This window comes from Bradyrhizobium sp. AZCC 1693, assembly GCF_036924745.1.
In the GTDB taxonomy this organism is placed as follows: Bacteria; Pseudomonadota; Alphaproteobacteria; order Rhizobiales; family Xanthobacteraceae; genus Bradyrhizobium.
This window is the reverse complement of record NZ_JAZHSD010000001.1, coordinates 2,871,806-2,886,100: the sequence shown is the minus strand read 5'-3', so window position 1 is coordinate 2,886,100 and position 14,295 is coordinate 2,871,806. Positions and strand designations below refer to the sequence as shown.

Sequence of the window (14,295 nt, the reverse complement as noted above, 5' to 3'; positions counted from 1 at the left end):
TGATCCGGCGCCTTGTTCATTGCCGTCAGGTGGTTCTTCGCCAAGCCGCCGCCTGGACATCAACTCCATGACGCTGCTGTCGATACCGGCCAATCCCGTTCCAGAGGGCGCGCTTGCCGGAACGATCGGAAATCCTGCAGGAAGACGACCGCTATCGCGCGCAGCTCTGGGCCGCATTCGATGCCTTCATGCCGGGCTAGCGTGTGGACTCATTAGCACGCAGCCAAACTCCGCCGACGCGGTGGCGCGATGCCGCTTCACCCGCGTCATCGCGCACCTCCCGCAAGCGCGAGTACCTACATCTCCTTCTTTGTTTTCTTGGTCTTCTTGGTCTTCTTCGCGGCCTTCTTGGCGGCCGACATCTCGGAGTTACCCTGCGCGACCGGCTGGTCTACTGTCGCCTGCGCCTTTGCGTCCACAGAAGACTTGGTATCATGAGCTACGGCGCTACCGGCAGCAATTGCTGCAGATCCAGCGAGGAGCGATGCAACAAGAACGGGAACAGATATATTCTTGAGCATGTGGTGTCCTTTCAGTTCAGGGGCTGGAAATCCGGCCACCTCTGGTGGCCGTGAGATCACGTTAGCCAGCGAAACTGAATTCACGGTGAACAGAAGGCCCGGCTTCCGTTCATGTTCAGCCTCGACGAGCTGGGCTATCTTCCCTTCGCACAATCCGGGCGGCCCCTGTTCCATCTCGTCAGCCGGCTCTACGAGCGTACCTCCGGTCTTCCGGAGTGACGTCCCGTGACTTCCGCTTTTGTGAAAGGTTTCGGATGCCGGCCCCAGGCCGTGCCGCAGGCGCTATGGCGATTTGAGAGCGGCGGGGGAGGTTTGTGATCGGGATCGAGCCGCCCCGGCAAGTTGGCCGACGGTGAAGCGGCTGGTGAATCGGCGGCGGATCGCGTCGGACATGATGAACTGTCGGACGATTTGAAACGAGGGCTGAGTATCCGAGCGTGCTCTGCCGTGGCCGGTCGAAGGCCGGCGAGCGCGATGACGAGATTTGCGGGATTGTGACCGTCTCTGGCTGGCCATGCGCGGCGAGTGGCATCGCTTCGGATATGCCTGTGACCGCCATGCTGGAGGCGGGTGGCCAGCTGCTGACGTTGTTCGAAATCAAGGGCCGCGTTTCAACCTTGACCGGCGAGCTCGAACGGCTCGGAAGCTATGTTCACATCCCGCGCGCCGACCGCGATTACGCCATCTCCGTCGGCCTGCGGATGCTGACGCTGCGCCATCTGGTGATCGAGACCGACGACTCCTACCGCGCCAACCCGCAAGAGCTCGTGCAGTTGCGGTACTACGCGAACGCGATCGTTCATCTGTTCAAAGACAGGGAAGCCGATATCGGCGACGATGCTCTGCCGCCGCCGCTGAGAAGAGACGGCATCGTTAACCCGTAGGGTGGGCAAAGGCGCGTCAGTGCCGTGCCCACCATCCATCGCCGATCGTGCTTCTTGATGGTGGGCACGCTTGCGCTTTGCCCACCCTACGAACTGCGAACTGATTTGCTTCTCGCGCAAGCGAAAATCCTGTGCAGCGACTGCGACCAATTGGCACGACGGGCAAATCACTCAAATCCTGTCCAGCCCTTGGCGCAAAAATATTCCGCTTAACATGTCGGGCAAATCAGCTCCATAACTCCGCCCGTCTCACGGCGGATGAGGGGCGTTGGCCATCGTCACGAACGTGCGGTGAGATGCGATGGACGCTGAGGGCGCGATAGACGTTGCGCGCCGGAAGCGTACGGCGAAGTCGTGTGGTTCGGGCGCCGCGGTGCTGGCGTTAAGTTGCGCAGAAGTGTCTGCGCGACGACGGAGGCAAAAGAGCCGTTCTCCGGGAAGAGCACGAAGTAAACCGTAAAGCCATTGCGCAGGGAAGGCCGGAATGCTCCCGCTGCCCTGTATGCTCGTGTGCACTTTTGTTTGCGCAAATAGCACGCGAGACCGCGGGTGCAGCAAGCACCCGGTCTTCCCTGCGCCCTCTAACAAGGAGGGCGAGAAGTTACCCAACAAACCTCGGACGCAATGCGCCGCGAGAACGCAGAGTCATACTTTGTATCGCGACTGCTTCCACGCCGGTCGTCCCTGCGAACGCAGGGACCCATACGCCCCGGCGGATGTTGTCTTGCCAAGATGGTCGACGGCTTTCGTTCAGCAATGGGCGACGGTGGCTGTGGGTCCCTGCGCCCGTGCGCAATTGCGCACTAGGCATGGACGACCGCACCGCCGTAACCACGTTCCCCGCCGCTTCCTTGCAAAAGCTTGAAGTTTAAAATATACGCTGAACCTTCATCCAGGAGGCTTGACCGATGTCCCCATTGTCGCGTTCCTCCCATGCGCTCGTCACCGGCGGCGGGCGGGGCATTGGGCTGGCGATATCGGCGGCGCTGTCGAAAGCCGGCGCGACGGTAACGGTGCTCGGCCGCAACCGCGCTACGCTGGATGAAGCCGTCGCATCCGGCGCGGCACAGTTCGCGGCCGCAGCCGACGTCGCCGATCCGGCAGCCGACGTCGCCGATCCGGCATCGATCAAAGCCGCCGTTGCGGAAGCCGCCGCGCGGCAGCCGATCGACATTCTCGTTGCCAATGCGGGCGCAGCGGAGTCCGCGCCTTTCGGGCGTTCCGATGCGGGGATGTTCCAGCGGATGATGGACGTGAATTTCATGGGCGTGGTCCACGCCACGCAGGCGGTATTGCCTGGAATGGTGGAGCGCCGCCGCGGCCGGATCGTCGCCGTCGCGTCCACCGCCGGTTTGAAGGGCTATGCCTATGTTAGTGCCTACAGCGCGGCGAAACATGCCGTCATCGGCCTCGTTCGTTCGCTGGCGCTGGAGACGGCGAAGAGCGGCGTCACCGTCAATGCCGTATGCCCCGGCTTCACCGAAACCGATCTGCTGGACGGCTCGATCGACAACATCATCAAGAAAACCGGCCGCAGCCGCGAGCAGGCCATCGCCGAACTGGCAAAGCACAATCCGCAGGGGCGCCTCGTGGCGCCATCGGAGGTCGCCGACGCCGTGCTGTGGCTCTGCGGCGAAGGCGCCGGTGCCATCACGGGTCAAGCCATTGCGGTAGCGGGCGGCGAAGTCTGATCGGCCGCCACATCGATAACGATTAAATTCAGGGAGAGATCATGAGCAAGCCCGCCAACCCCGTCACGCTGCCGCTGGCTGACTATTCGCCGAAACATTTCCTGCTGGCCGTCGTCGATCGCGTCGCCACGGTGACGCTCAATCGTCCCGAGCGAAAGAATCCGCTGACCTTCGAAAGCTATCGCGAACTCACCGACTTCTTCCGCGCCTGCGCGATGGATGACGAGGTCAAAACCATCGTCGTCACCGGCGCAGGCGGTAATTTTTCCTCGGGCGGCGATGTGTTCGAGATCATCGGTCCTTTGATTCAGATGGACACCAAGGGACTGACCGCCTTCACCCGCATGACCGGCGATCTCGTGAAGGCGATGCGGGCCTGTCCGCAGCCGATCGTGGCCGCCGTCGAAGGCATCTGCGCCGGGGCCGGTGCGATCGTTGCGATGGCCTCGGATCTGCGCCTGGCCGCCACCGGGGCCAAGGTCGCATTCCTGTTCAACAAGGTAGGGCTCGCCGGCTGCGACATGGGCGCCTGCGCGATCCTGCCGCGCATCATCGGGCAGTCGCGGGCCTCCGAACTGCTCTATACCGGCCGCTTCATGACCGCCGAGGAGGGCGAGCGCTGGGGCTTCTTCAGCCGTATCGTTACGCCGGACGCGGTGCTGCCGCAGGCGCAGCTTCTGGCCAAGCAGATTTCGGATGGGCCCACCTTCGCCAACACCATGACCAAGCGTATGCTGGCGATGGAATGGGCGATGTCGGTGGAGGAGGCGATCGAGGCCGAAGCGGTGGCGCAAGCGCTCTGCATGACCACGGAAGATTTCGGCCGCGCCTTCGAGGCGTTTTCGAACAAGCGGACCCCGGTGTTCGAGGGGAATTGAGGGGGCTTTATGGGCTGTGTCCCGGACGCGGTGCAGCGTTCCTTACGCTGCTCCGCAGGGCCGGGACCCACCGAGGTGGCGCCCCGGAACAGCAGCGCATCGCTGCGCCGCATCCGGGGCACGAAATCCTGCCCCTTGCCCCAAAATTATTTTAGGCTTAAAGTAATTTCCGAGCTAGCCCGACACCTGTTTCGGAGGCGGTAGATGAAGATCGCGATTATCGGCGGCGGACCGGCCGGTCTCTACGCCGCGATCCTCTTGAAGAAACAGCGGCCCCAGGCCGAGATCACGGTCTATGAGCGCAACCGCGCCGACGACACGTTCGGCTTCGGCGTGGTGTTCTCGGACGCGACGCTGGACAATTTCGAGAAATACGATCCGCCGAGCTATCGCCGCATCACCCAGGAATTCGCCTATTGGGACGACATCGCCGTGCATTTCCGCGGTGCCGTCCATCGCGTCGGCGGCAATGGCTTTTGCGGCTGCTCACGCCGGACGCTGCTATTGATCCTGCAGGAGCGCGCCCGCGAACTCGGCGTGACGCTATTGTTCGAGACCGACATCGACGACGAAGCCCGCTTCGCCGATACCGATCTGATCGTGCTCGCCGACGGCATCAACAGCCGCTTCCGCGACAAGCACATCGAGCATTTCCAGCCGCAGATCGACCTGCGCTCCAACAAGTTCGCGTGGATGGGCTCGACCCGGCCGCTCGACGCCTTCACCTTCATCTTCCAGGAGACGGAGTGGGGCCCGTTCATCGCGCATGCCTATCAATACGAAGCCGGCCGCTCGACCTGGATCTTCGAGACCGACGCCGAAACCTTCCAGCGCGCCGGGCTCGAAGGCCTGAGCGAACAGCAATCCGCCGATCGAATGGCCAAGATTTTCGGCTGGTTCCTCGACGGCCATCCGCTGCTGATCAACCGCTCGATGTGGCGCAATTTCCCGATGATCCGCAGCCAGCGCTGGGTCAAGGACAACATGGTGCTGCTCGGCGATGCCAAAGCAACCGCGCATTTCTCGATCGGGTCCGGCACCAAGCTTGCTATGGAAGATGCGATCGCACTCGCTGACGCGATGGCCCAGGCGCCGACGGTCGACGCCGCGTTGCAGACCTACGAGCACGGGCGGCGCGAGGAGGTCGAGAAGATCCAGCATGCGGCCGACGTCTCGCTGGTCTGGTTCGAGCATGTCGACCGCTTCTGGGATTTCGATCCCGTGCAGTTCGCCTTCGGCGTCATGACTCGCGCCAAGGCGATCACCTACGACAATCTCACGCTGCGCGCGCCCGAGTTCGTCCGTGAGGTCGACAAGGCGTTTGCGAAGCAGGTCCGCGCCAAGGGCTTCGACGTCGATGTCGACAAGCCTGTCGCGCCGATGTTCCAGCCGCTGAAGCTGCGCGAGATGGAAGTCAGTAATCGCGCGGTGGTCTCGCCGATGTGCATGTATTCGGCGAAGGAGGGGGTGCCTACCGATTTCCATCTGGTACATTACGGCTCGCGCGCGATCGGCGGCGCGGGCCTGATCTTCACGGAGATGACCTGCGTCGGCCGCGACGCCCGCATTACGCCGGGCTGTACCGGCCTGTGGAACGACGAGCAGCAGGCGGCATGGACGCGGATTGTCGATTTCGTCCATGCCAATTCAGCCGCGAAAATCTGCCTGCAGCTTGGACATGCCGGCCGCAAGGGCGCCACCAAATTGATGTGGGAGGGCATGGACCGGCCGCTGGAGCAGGGCGGCTGGGATACGATCTCGGCGTCGCCATTGCCGTACTTCCCCGACAGCCAGGTGCCGCGCGAGATGGATCGCGCCGCGATGGATCGCGTCAAGCAGGAATTCGTCGCCGCGGCCTTGCGCGGCGTGGCCTGCGGCTTCGACATGCTGGAACTGCATTGCGCCCACGGCTATCTGCTGGCGAGTTTCATTTCGCCGCTGACTAACACGCGTACCGATGAATACGGCGGCACGCTCGCCAACCGGCTGCGCTATCCGCTGGAGGTGTTCGAGGCGATGCGCGCGGCATGGCCGGCGCACAAGCCGATGTCGGTGCGCATCTCCGCCACCGACTGGGCCGAAGGCGGCATCACCGGCAATGACGCGGTGGCAGTCGCACGTGCGTTCGGCGAAGCCGGCGTCGATCTGGTCGATGTCTCCACGGGACAGACCGTGCGCGACGCGCAGCCGATCTACGGCCGGATGTTCCAGACACCATTCTCCGATCAGGTCCGCAACGAAGCCCGGGTCGCAACCATGTGCGTCGGCAACATCACGACAGCAGATCAGGTCAACACCATCCTCGCCGCCGGCCGAGCCGACCTCGTCGCGCTCGCCCGGCCGCATCTGGTCGATCCGTCGTTTACGATGCGGGCGGCGGCCTGGTATGGCGCCGATATCGCCTGTCCGCCGCAATATCTGCCCGGCAAGGAACAGATCTTCCGCAACAGCGTGCGCGACCGGCAGGATTTCGAGGACCTCAAAATTAAGGGTAAGCCGAAAACCCGGGCCGAGCTGAAAGCCGAGGCGACAAAGCCGCTTGCAGCCGAATAGGCTGGATGGCAGGCTCTCTCGATCCCTTCCTCTCTCCGCAAGCGGGGTGTGAGGTGAGGAGGAGAGTTGGAGTAACGCGGATGAAAGCAATCATCGTCGGAGGCGGCATCGGAGGGCTTACCACTGCGCTGATGTTGCGGGCGCGCGGCATCGACTGCGAACTATTCGAGCAGTCCGAAAGCATCCGCGAGCTCGGCGTCGGCATCAACACGCTGCCGCATGCCATCAGAGAATTGACCGGCCTCGGGCTGCTGGACCGGCTGGATGCCGCCGCTGTTCGCACCGACCAATTGTATTATCTGAACCGCCACGGCCAGGAAGTCTGGCGCGAGCCTCGCGGTCTCGATGCCGGTCACGACGTGCCGCAATTCTCGGTTCATCGCGGCCGCCTGCAGAGCGTCATTCATCGCGCGGTTGAGGAGCGGCTCGGCCAGGAGGCAATCCACACCGGCTGCCGTCTCGGTGCGTTCGCGCAGCACGAGGGCGGCGTAGTCGCGCACTTTTTCGACCGCACCGGCGCCCATGTCAAAACCGCGCGCGGCGATATCCTTGTCGGCGCCGACGGCATTCACTCGCGGGTACGCGAAATGCTGTTTCCGGACGAGGGGCCGCCGTGCTGGAACGGCATCATGCTGTGGCGCGGCGCGCGCGAATGGCCGGCGTTCCTCACCGGCCGCTCGATGATCGTGGCCGGCGGGAATCACGGCAAGGTCGTGGTCTATCCGATCGCGGAAGGATCGAGCCCGGCGAGCCGGCTGACCAACTGGGCGGTCATGGTGAAAGTCAGCGACGGCAATTCACCGCCGCCCCGCCGCGAGGACTGGTCGCGGCCCGGCAAGCGCGAGGAACTGATGCCGCATGTCGAACGATTCAAGGTGCCGCATGTCGATGTGCGCAGCCTGATCTCGGCGACGCCCGAATTCTACGAATATCCGTGCTGCGACCGCGATCCGCTGCCGTACTGGACCTGGGGACGGGTGACGCTGCTCGGCGACGCCGCGCATCCGATGTATCCGGTCGGCTCCAACGGCGCGTCGCAGGCGATCCTCGACGCCCGCGCGCTGGCCGATGAACTGGCGCGAGCTGAGCATCCGCGTCAGGCGCTGGCGGCCTATGAGCAGAAGCGCCTGCCGATGACGGCGGAGATCGTGCGCTCCAACCGCCGCGGCGGGCCCGAGGGCGTGATCGACGCGGTCGAGCAGCTGGCGCCGGATGGCTTTACCGACATCGAGAAGGTGCTGAGCCACGCCCAGCGCGAGGCGATCGTGCGCGGCTACGCCTCCAAGGCCGGGTTTGCGCCGCCCCCGCTGGGACTGGCGGCGGTGCGGGCGTAGGACCAGCAATCGCCGTCAAGCCCGGCCATGACGAAACATTTCGGCCTCACGCCCCCGGAGGCGGCGGCAGGAAGTGGATGTTGTGTTCGGCCGCGAGCGCCACCACGGCGTCCGGCGTCTGCTCCTTCATGTTGTGGATCGCCCAGAACAGATCGTAGAGCCGCCGTGTCGGCGACACCCAGAACAGCGTCTTGGCGGTGCGGCCGGACTTGTTGAAAATGCCGTGCGGCTTGCCCATCGGCAGCCGCACCAGATCGCCCGGTGTGGCCTGCGTGTCCGCGCCGTCGAGGAAGAAGTCGAGCTGGCCCTCCAGGATGTAGAGATATTCGTCCTGGTCGGGATGGATGTGGGGCGGTACGAAGGTCTCGGGCGGGAACGTCGCATGCCACGAGAAGGAATGCTCGGTGACGTTTTTCGGCACATAGGTCTGGCCGAGGATGCTCCAGGAAATTCCCTGGATGCCTTCATTGGCGCGCGTGATGCCTGCGATTTCGGTCCTCATGGTGTCGCTCCCCTCGATTGATTATTTGCCCGCCGCGCAATCCTTGGCGTAGCGGTCGCCGTAGTTCGAAAACACCTTCTCGACGATCTCGGTCTGGAATTTTCCATCCGGACGCTTGGCGACCTTGGTCAGATAGAAATTCTGGATCGGATAGCCGTTGACGTTGAACTTGAAATCGCCGCGCAGCGAGGCGAACTCGGCCTTTTTCAGCGCGGCCGATACCGCCTCCTTGTTCTTGAGGTCGCCCTTGACCGCCTTCACCGCGCTCTCGATCAGCATGGCCGTATCATAGCCCTGCATGGCGTAGGTGCCGGGCACGCTGTTGTAGGCAGCTTCGTAAGCGGCGACGAATTTTTTGCTCTGCGGATTGTCCATGTCCGGCGCCCAGTTGGCGCCGCCGAACATGCCGACGGCGGCGTCCTGCTGCGCGGGCAGGGTGGATTCATCGACCGTAAATGCCGACAGCACCGGGATCTTGTCGGCGAGGCCGGCCTGCCGGTACTGCTTGACGAGGCCGACGCCCATGCCGCCCGGCATGAAGGTGAACAGCGCATCGACCTTGGAAGAGGCGATCTTGGTCAGCTCGACCTGGAAATCCAGCGTGCCGAGCGGCGTGTAGCTTTCCTCAGCGACCTCGCCCTTGTAATCGAGCTTGAATCCGGCCGCCGAATCCTTGCCGGCCTGATAGTTCGGCACCAGCACATACACGCGCTTGTAGCCGCGGTCCTGCGCGACCTTGCCGAGGATCTCGTGCACCTGGTCGTTCTGGTAGGAGGTCACGTAGAAGAACGGGCTGCATTCCTTGCCGGCATAGCTCGATGGACCGGCGTTCGGGCTGATCAGGAACGTCTTGTTCTCGGTCACCGGCCGGTGAATGGCTTGCAGGATGTTGGAGAAGATCGGCCCGACCACGAAGTCGACCTTCTCGCGTTCGAGCAGGCCCTTGGCCTTGGTCACGGCGCCGTCGGGCTTGAGTTCGTCGTCGACGACGACGACCTCGACGTCCTTGCCGGCCATCTTGCCGCCGAGGTCCTTGATTCCGAGCTGCAGGCCGTCGCGGGATTGCTGGCCGAGCACGGCCGCCGGGCCGGACAAGGTCGTGATCACGCCGATCTTGATTTTCTCCTGCGCTGCGGCGGGAGCTGCGGCAACACCCAGCAAAACGGCAAGTCCGGTCAGCTTCAACGACTGCTTCATGATTATTTCTCCGTTCGGCCTCTGCAACCGAAAACCCACACCACACCAGGCGCTCGGACCGCAGCTTATTCTGACGGTGACGGCACCTGCAAGCAGAACGCGTCTATGCAAGCCGTGCGCCAATTGCTTGAAACTTAAAGAAATCTGAGCAATGATCCGAGAAGCAGCGCTCTGTTCGGATCGCCGAACGCCCAAGCCGGACCAGATTTGCATCATGATCCTCGATTCAGAGACCAAGGCCGTCGAACTCCCGGAGCATCATGGCGACGAACTCAGGCTGTGGCTTCGCCTGCTGACCTGCACGACCCTGGTCGAGGGCGAGGTGCGCAGCCGCTTGCGCGAGCGCTTCGACGTCACGCTGCCACGGTTCGACCTGATGGCCCAGCTCGACAAGGTGCCGGAGGGCATGACGCTGTCCGATGTCTCCAAGCGGATGATGGTCTCGAACGGCAATGTCACCGGGCTGGTCGAGCGCCTCGTCGAATCCGGGCATCTCGACCGCCGCACCTCGGACGCCGACCGCCGCGTACAGGTGATCCGCCTGACCAAGGCGGGGCGGGCCGAATTCCGCAAGATGGCGGCGGAGCACGAATTGTGGATTGCCGACGTCTTCGGCGACCTGACGCCGAAGGACGTCCGCGAGCTGATGCGCCTTTTGGCCAAGACCAAGGCTTCGGCGCAGAAGTCCGCGAAGGCGCGGGCGGGCTGAGGCGAGTGCGGGACGCTGGTTCGCGTGGTTTTCCGGCTAGACGGCCGACCCGCCGCGGCAGAGCCTGCGCGAACCATTCTGACCTTCGCAACCACAACAACCGCGACACAGGAGATGGCGACATGGCAGCACTCGAAAAAGGCATCACCGCCAGCGGCACCGGCTACGGCGGCAAGACCTGGAATATCCTGGGTCAGGTCTATTTCCCCAAGGCCGTGACCGATTCAACCTTTGCCTTCGAGACCAACAGCGAGCCCGGCCAGTTCGTGCCGGTGCACGTTCACCCGACGCAGGATGAATTCATCCTGGTGCAGGAGGGCACCCTCGACCTCAAGCTCGATGGCGTCTGGGTGCAGGCCAAGGCCGGCGACCTCGTTCGGATGCCGCGCGGCATTCCGCATGGCTATTTCAACAAATCCGACAAGCCGGCGCGCGCGCTGTTTTGGGTGTCGCCGATGCAGAAGCTCGAAGCGCTGTTCAATCAGCTACACAATCTGACGGATCCCGAAGAGGTGGTCCGGATCTCGGCGCAGCACGAGGTGAACTTCCTGCCGCCCGAGGCCAACGAATAGCTCCGCAACCGCCGGGCAATTGCGCCGGAAATCGCAACGCGTTGAGCCCTCAGCTCTGGGGCTGATCCCTGCTGGAGAATTGTCATGGTCAGGCAAAAACAGGTTTGCATCATCGGCGCCGGCGTATCCGGTCTGGCTGCTGCAAAAGCCTTCGTCGCGCGCGGACATCAGGTCACGGTCGTCGAGCGCAGCGGCGATCTCGGTGGCGTCTGGGAGCCGTCGCGGTCCTATCCCGAGGTGCAGACCCAAAGCCCGAAGGATCTCTACCGTTACACCGACAAGGCGATGCCGGATTCCTATCCGGAATGGCCGAAGGGTCCGCAGGTCCACGCCTATCTGACCGAGTACGCCAAGGACAACGATCTCCTTGGCGCTGTCAGCTTCAATACGGCCGTGGTGCAGATGGATCGCCGGCCCGATTCCGCGCCCGGCTGGCGGCTCGAGCTGCGGGGGCCTGATGGCAGCGTCCGTCACGAGGATTTCGATTTTGTCGCGGTTTGCACGGGACAGTTCAACGAGCCGCAGACGCTCAGCCTTCCCGGCGAAGATGCCTTCAAGGCGCAGGGCGGGCGGATCATGCACTCCTCGCAATACAACGATCCTGTTCTCGCCAAGGGCCGCAAGATCGTTGTGCTCGGCGGCTCGAAATCGGCAACGGATATCGCGGTCAACGCGGTCAATTCCGGTGCCGCCGAGGTGACGCTGGTGTATCGCGAGCCGGTGTGGCGGATTCCCTATTTCATCGGCGGCCTGGTCAATTTCAAACGCATTCTCTACATCCGCGCGCAGGAGGAGATGTTCCGAAGCTGGGGCATCGGCGCGATGTCGCGGTTCGCGCATGCGGTCGCAAAGCCGTTCGTCTGGGCCAACTGGCGCGGACTGGAGAGCCTGCTGAAAGTTCAGCTCAAGCTCCGCAAATGCGACATGGTGCCGAAGGAAAGGATCGAAGACGGCGTCAACTGCTCGGTGCCGATCGCCACGCCAGAATTCTTTCCGATGGTCGCCGACGGCCGCATCAAGGCTATCAGAGGCAGCTTTGATCACTACGACGGCAACTCGATCGTGATGACCGGCGGGCAGCGCGTCGAGGCCGATGTCGCGATACTCGCGATCGGCTACAAACTGGGCGTGCCGTTCCTGCCGCAGGCGTACCGCGACAAGCTTGTCGATCCCGACGGGCAATACCGGCTGTATCGGCTGATCGCCAATCCGGACCTGCCCGAGATGGGATTCGTCGGTTTCAATTCCAGCTTCTGCACGGTGCTGTGCGCTGACCTCGCGGCGAACTGGCTGGTGCGCTACGCCGATGGCCAACTCGCCCGTCAGCCGACACTTGAGGAGATGCGGGACAACATCGAGATGATGCTGCATTTCAAGCGCGTCGAGCGGCCGGCGGCCGGCGTCTATGGCGGGTTGTGCGTGGCGCCTTATCACTTCAAGCATTTTGACGAATTGCTGGCCGATATCGGCGTGTCCGGACGCCGGGCCAATCCCCTGGTGGAGAAATTTACCCCGCCTGATGCCGCGGCCTATGGCCGCTTCCTGGCCTCGGCAACGGCCTACCGCGCCGCCTGACGGGTTCCCATGACGCCGCCGCCGTCAGGCTGGTCTCGGCGGCGGGGAGGCGCGATTCCACCCTTGATTCCCACTTGCGAAAAATTGTTTTAAGCCTAAAATGATTTGCGAGACGGCGTTGCCGGGCGTCCTCGATATTGATCTCGAGCCTTTCATTGATGGAAGCGAGGGGAGATGAAAATGTCAGGTAGAACTCCCAGCCAACCTCTTGGCCCGTCGGGCCATGTCGACGATTTCGCGCGGCGAAACCTGCCGCCATCAGAACAATGGCCGGACATGCTGCTCGACCGGCCCGAGTTTCAATATCCGGAATATCTGAATGCGGCGGTCGAACTGACCGACCGCATCGTCGAAAAAGGCTGGGGCGACCGGATCGCGCTGATCGGCAACGGCCGCCAGCGCACCTACAAGGAACTGGCTGACTGGTCCAACCGCCTCGCGCATGCGCTGGTGGAGAACTACGGCGTCAAGCCCGGCAACCGCGTCCTGATCCGTTCCGGCAACAACCCGGCGCTGGTTGCGGCCTGGCTTGCGGCCACCAAGGCGGGCGCTGTCGTCGTCAACACCATGCCGATGCTGCGCGCCGGCGAACTGGGCAAGATTATCGACAAGGCCGAGATCGCGCTGGCGCTGACCGACAGCCGCATTGCCGATGAGTTGGTCGCATGCGCGAAGACCAGCCGCTTTCTCAAGCAGGTGGTGAATTTCGACGGCACGTCCAACCATGATGCCGAGCTCGACCGGGTGGCGCTGAACAAGCCGGTGCGGTTCGATGCAGTAAAGACCGGACGTGATGACGTCGCCTTGCTGGGATTTACTTCGGGCACTACCGGTGAGCCCAAGGCGACGATGCATTTCCATCGCGATCTCATGATCGTGGCGGACGGCTATGCCAAAGAAGTGCTCAACGTCACCGAGGATGATGTTTTCGTCGGCTCGCCGCCGCTGGCCTTTACCTTCGGGCTCGGCGGGCTCGCAATCTTCCCCTTGCGGTTCGGGGCGACAGCAACGTTATTGGAAAACGCGGCGCCGCCCGAAATGGTCAAGATCATCGAGACCTATAAGGCGACGATCTGCTTCACCTCGCCGACGGCGTATCGCGCGATGATGGCCGCGATGGACAACGGCGCCGATCTGTCGTCGCTGCGGATCGCGGTCTCCGCCGGCGAGACATTGCCGGCGTCGGTGTTCGAAAACTGGACCCGCAAGACCGGCAAGACCATTCTCGACGGCATCGGCTCGACGGAACTGCTGCACATCTTCATCACCAATCGCGTCGGTGACGCCGTCGCCGGGACGACAGGGCAACCGGTTTCCGGCTATGAGGCGAAGGTGGTCGACGACAACATGAACGAATTGCCGGCGGGTACCGTTGGCAAGCTTGCCGTGCGCGGGCCGACGGGATGCCGCTATCTCGCCGACAAGAGGCAATCGAACTATGTGCGCGACGGCTGGAATCTGACAGGCGATTCCTTCGTCCGCGACGCGAATGGGCGGCTGTCTTTTGTCGCCCGTTCCGACGACATGATCGTCTCTTCCGGCTATAACATCGCAGGTCCCGAGGTCGAGGCCGCGCTGCTGTCGCATCCAGCGGTGGCCGAATGCGGCGTGGTCGGCGCGCCCGACGAGGCGCGCGGCATGATCGTCAAGGCTTACGTGGTTCTGGCGGGCGGCGCTGCCGCCGATGCCGCGCTGACACAGGCGTTGCAGGATCACGTCAAGCAGACGATTGCACCCTATAAATATCCGCGCGCGATCGAATACGTCGCGCAACTGCCGAAGACCGAGACCGGCAAGCTGAGGCGCTTTGCGCTGAGGCAGATGGCCACGGGCGGTCCGGCGTCGCCAAGTATCGCCGCGGAATAACGCCTAACCTGAT

The 14,295-nt window shown here is 63.2% G+C and carries 12 protein-coding genes; 9 read left to right on the top strand and 3 right to left on the bottom strand.

Features of this window, described 5'->3' with window-relative positions:
* Positions 1–296 precede the first annotated feature (296 nt).
* A complete protein-coding gene (locus tag V1293_RS13790; RefSeq protein ID WP_334510309.1) occupies positions 297–695 on the bottom strand; it encodes a hypothetical protein in 399 nt (132 codons plus the stop codon).
* 374 nt (positions 696–1,069) lie between these two features.
* Here V1293_RS13790 and V1293_RS13785 point away from each other — a divergent pair, with 374 nt between their 5' ends.
* The 5 genes from V1293_RS13785 to V1293_RS13765 all read left to right on the top strand — a co-directional run bounded on the left by V1293_RS13785 (position 1,070) and on the right by V1293_RS13765 (position 7,861).
* Complete coding sequence (locus V1293_RS13785) at positions 1,070–1,405, top strand: hypothetical protein (RefSeq protein ID WP_334510308.1); 336 nt, start codon at positions 1,070–1,072, stop codon at positions 1,403–1,405.
* Between the two features lie 908 nt (positions 1,406–2,313).
* On the top strand, positions 2,314–3,096 hold the full coding sequence (locus V1293_RS13780; RefSeq protein ID WP_334510306.1) for an SDR family NAD(P)-dependent oxidoreductase: 783 nt from the start codon (positions 2,314–2,316) through the stop codon (positions 3,094–3,096).
* A gap of 41 nt (positions 3,097–3,137) precedes the next feature.
* Positions 3,138–3,974 carry an enoyl-CoA hydratase family protein gene (locus V1293_RS13775; protein ID WP_334510304.1) on the top strand — a complete coding sequence of 279 codons (837 nt, stop codon included), beginning with the start codon at positions 3,138–3,140 and terminating at the stop codon, positions 3,972–3,974.
* 204 nt (positions 3,975–4,178) lie between these two features.
* Complete coding sequence (locus V1293_RS13770; RefSeq protein ID WP_334510302.1) at positions 4,179–6,527, top strand: bifunctional salicylyl-CoA 5-hydroxylase/oxidoreductase; 2,349 nt, start codon at positions 4,179–4,181, stop codon at positions 6,525–6,527.
* 80 nt (positions 6,528–6,607) lie between these two features.
* Positions 6,608–7,861 (top strand): flavin-dependent oxidoreductase, encoded by a 1,254-nt coding sequence (locus tag V1293_RS13765; RefSeq protein WP_334510300.1) that lies wholly within the window; start codon positions 6,608–6,610, stop codon positions 7,859–7,861.
* 46 nt (positions 7,862–7,907) lie between these two features.
* On the opposite strand, the gene V1293_RS13760 is transcribed toward V1293_RS13765, so the two are convergent.
* Both V1293_RS13760 and V1293_RS13755 read right to left on the bottom strand, forming a co-directional pair.
* Complete coding sequence (locus V1293_RS13760) at positions 7,908–8,363, bottom strand: cupin domain-containing protein (protein ID WP_334510299.1); 456 nt, start codon at positions 8,361–8,363, stop codon at positions 7,908–7,910.
* A gap of 21 nt (positions 8,364–8,384) precedes the next feature.
* Positions 8,385–9,560 carry an ABC transporter substrate-binding protein gene (locus V1293_RS13755; RefSeq protein ID WP_334510297.1) on the bottom strand — a complete coding sequence of 392 codons (1,176 nt, stop codon included), beginning with the start codon at positions 9,558–9,560 and terminating at the stop codon, positions 8,385–8,387.
* Positions 9,561–9,774: 214 nt separating this feature from the next.
* On the opposite strand from V1293_RS13755, the gene V1293_RS13750 reads away from it, so the two are divergent.
* The 4 genes from V1293_RS13750 to V1293_RS13735 all read left to right on the top strand — a co-directional run bounded on the left by V1293_RS13750 (position 9,775) and on the right by V1293_RS13735 (position 14,282).
* Positions 9,775–10,269, top strand: a complete 495-nt coding sequence (locus V1293_RS13750) for a MarR family winged helix-turn-helix transcriptional regulator (protein ID WP_334510295.1) — start codon at positions 9,775–9,777, stop codon at positions 10,267–10,269.
* Positions 10,270–10,391: 122 nt separating this feature from the next.
* Entirely contained in the window at positions 10,392–10,841 is a 450-nt protein-coding gene (locus tag V1293_RS13745) for a cupin domain-containing protein (RefSeq protein ID WP_214486093.1), read from the top strand.
* A gap of 84 nt (positions 10,842–10,925) precedes the next feature.
* Complete coding sequence (locus tag V1293_RS13740) at positions 10,926–12,416, top strand: flavin-containing monooxygenase (protein ID WP_334510292.1); 1,491 nt, start codon at positions 10,926–10,928, stop codon at positions 12,414–12,416.
* A 180-nt stretch (positions 12,417–12,596) separates the two neighbouring features.
* Positions 12,597–14,282, top strand: coding sequence for a benzoate-CoA ligase family protein (locus tag V1293_RS13735; RefSeq protein ID WP_334510290.1), 1,686 nt, complete (start codon positions 12,597–12,599; stop codon positions 14,280–14,282).
* Positions 14,283–14,295: the final 13 nt, after the last annotated feature.

Bases quoted from the DNA above. Each gene is read 5' to 3' on its own strand.
- V1293_RS13760 (WP_334510299.1), bottom strand. From the start codon at position 8,363: ATGAGGACCGAAATCGCAGGCATCACGCGCGCCAATGAAGGCATCCAG.
- V1293_RS13735 (WP_334510290.1), top strand. From the start codon at position 12,597: ATGTCAGGTAGAACTCCCAGCCAACCTCTTGGCCCGTCGGGCCATGTC.
- V1293_RS13750 (WP_334510295.1), top strand. From the start codon at position 9,775: ATGATCCTCGATTCAGAGACCAAGGCCGTCGAACTCCCGGAGCATCAT.
- V1293_RS13780 (WP_334510306.1), top strand. From the start codon at position 2,314: ATGTCCCCATTGTCGCGTTCCTCCCATGCGCTCGTCACCGGCGGCGGG.
- V1293_RS13745 (WP_214486093.1), top strand. From the start codon at position 10,392: ATGGCAGCACTCGAAAAAGGCATCACCGCCAGCGGCACCGGCTACGGC.
- V1293_RS13790 (WP_334510309.1), bottom strand. From the start codon at position 695: ATGGAACAGGGGCCGCCCGGATTGTGCGAAGGGAAGATAGCCCAGCTC.
- V1293_RS13755 (WP_334510297.1), bottom strand. From the start codon at position 9,560: ATGAAGCAGTCGTTGAAGCTGACCGGACTTGCCGTTTTGCTGGGTGTT.
- V1293_RS13770 (WP_334510302.1), top strand. From the start codon at position 4,179: ATGAAGATCGCGATTATCGGCGGCGGACCGGCCGGTCTCTACGCCGCG.
- V1293_RS13740 (WP_334510292.1), top strand. From the start codon at position 10,926: ATGGTCAGGCAAAAACAGGTTTGCATCATCGGCGCCGGCGTATCCGGT.
- V1293_RS13765 (WP_334510300.1), top strand. From the start codon at position 6,608: ATGAAAGCAATCATCGTCGGAGGCGGCATCGGAGGGCTTACCACTGCG.
- V1293_RS13775 (WP_334510304.1), top strand. From the start codon at position 3,138: ATGAGCAAGCCCGCCAACCCCGTCACGCTGCCGCTGGCTGACTATTCG.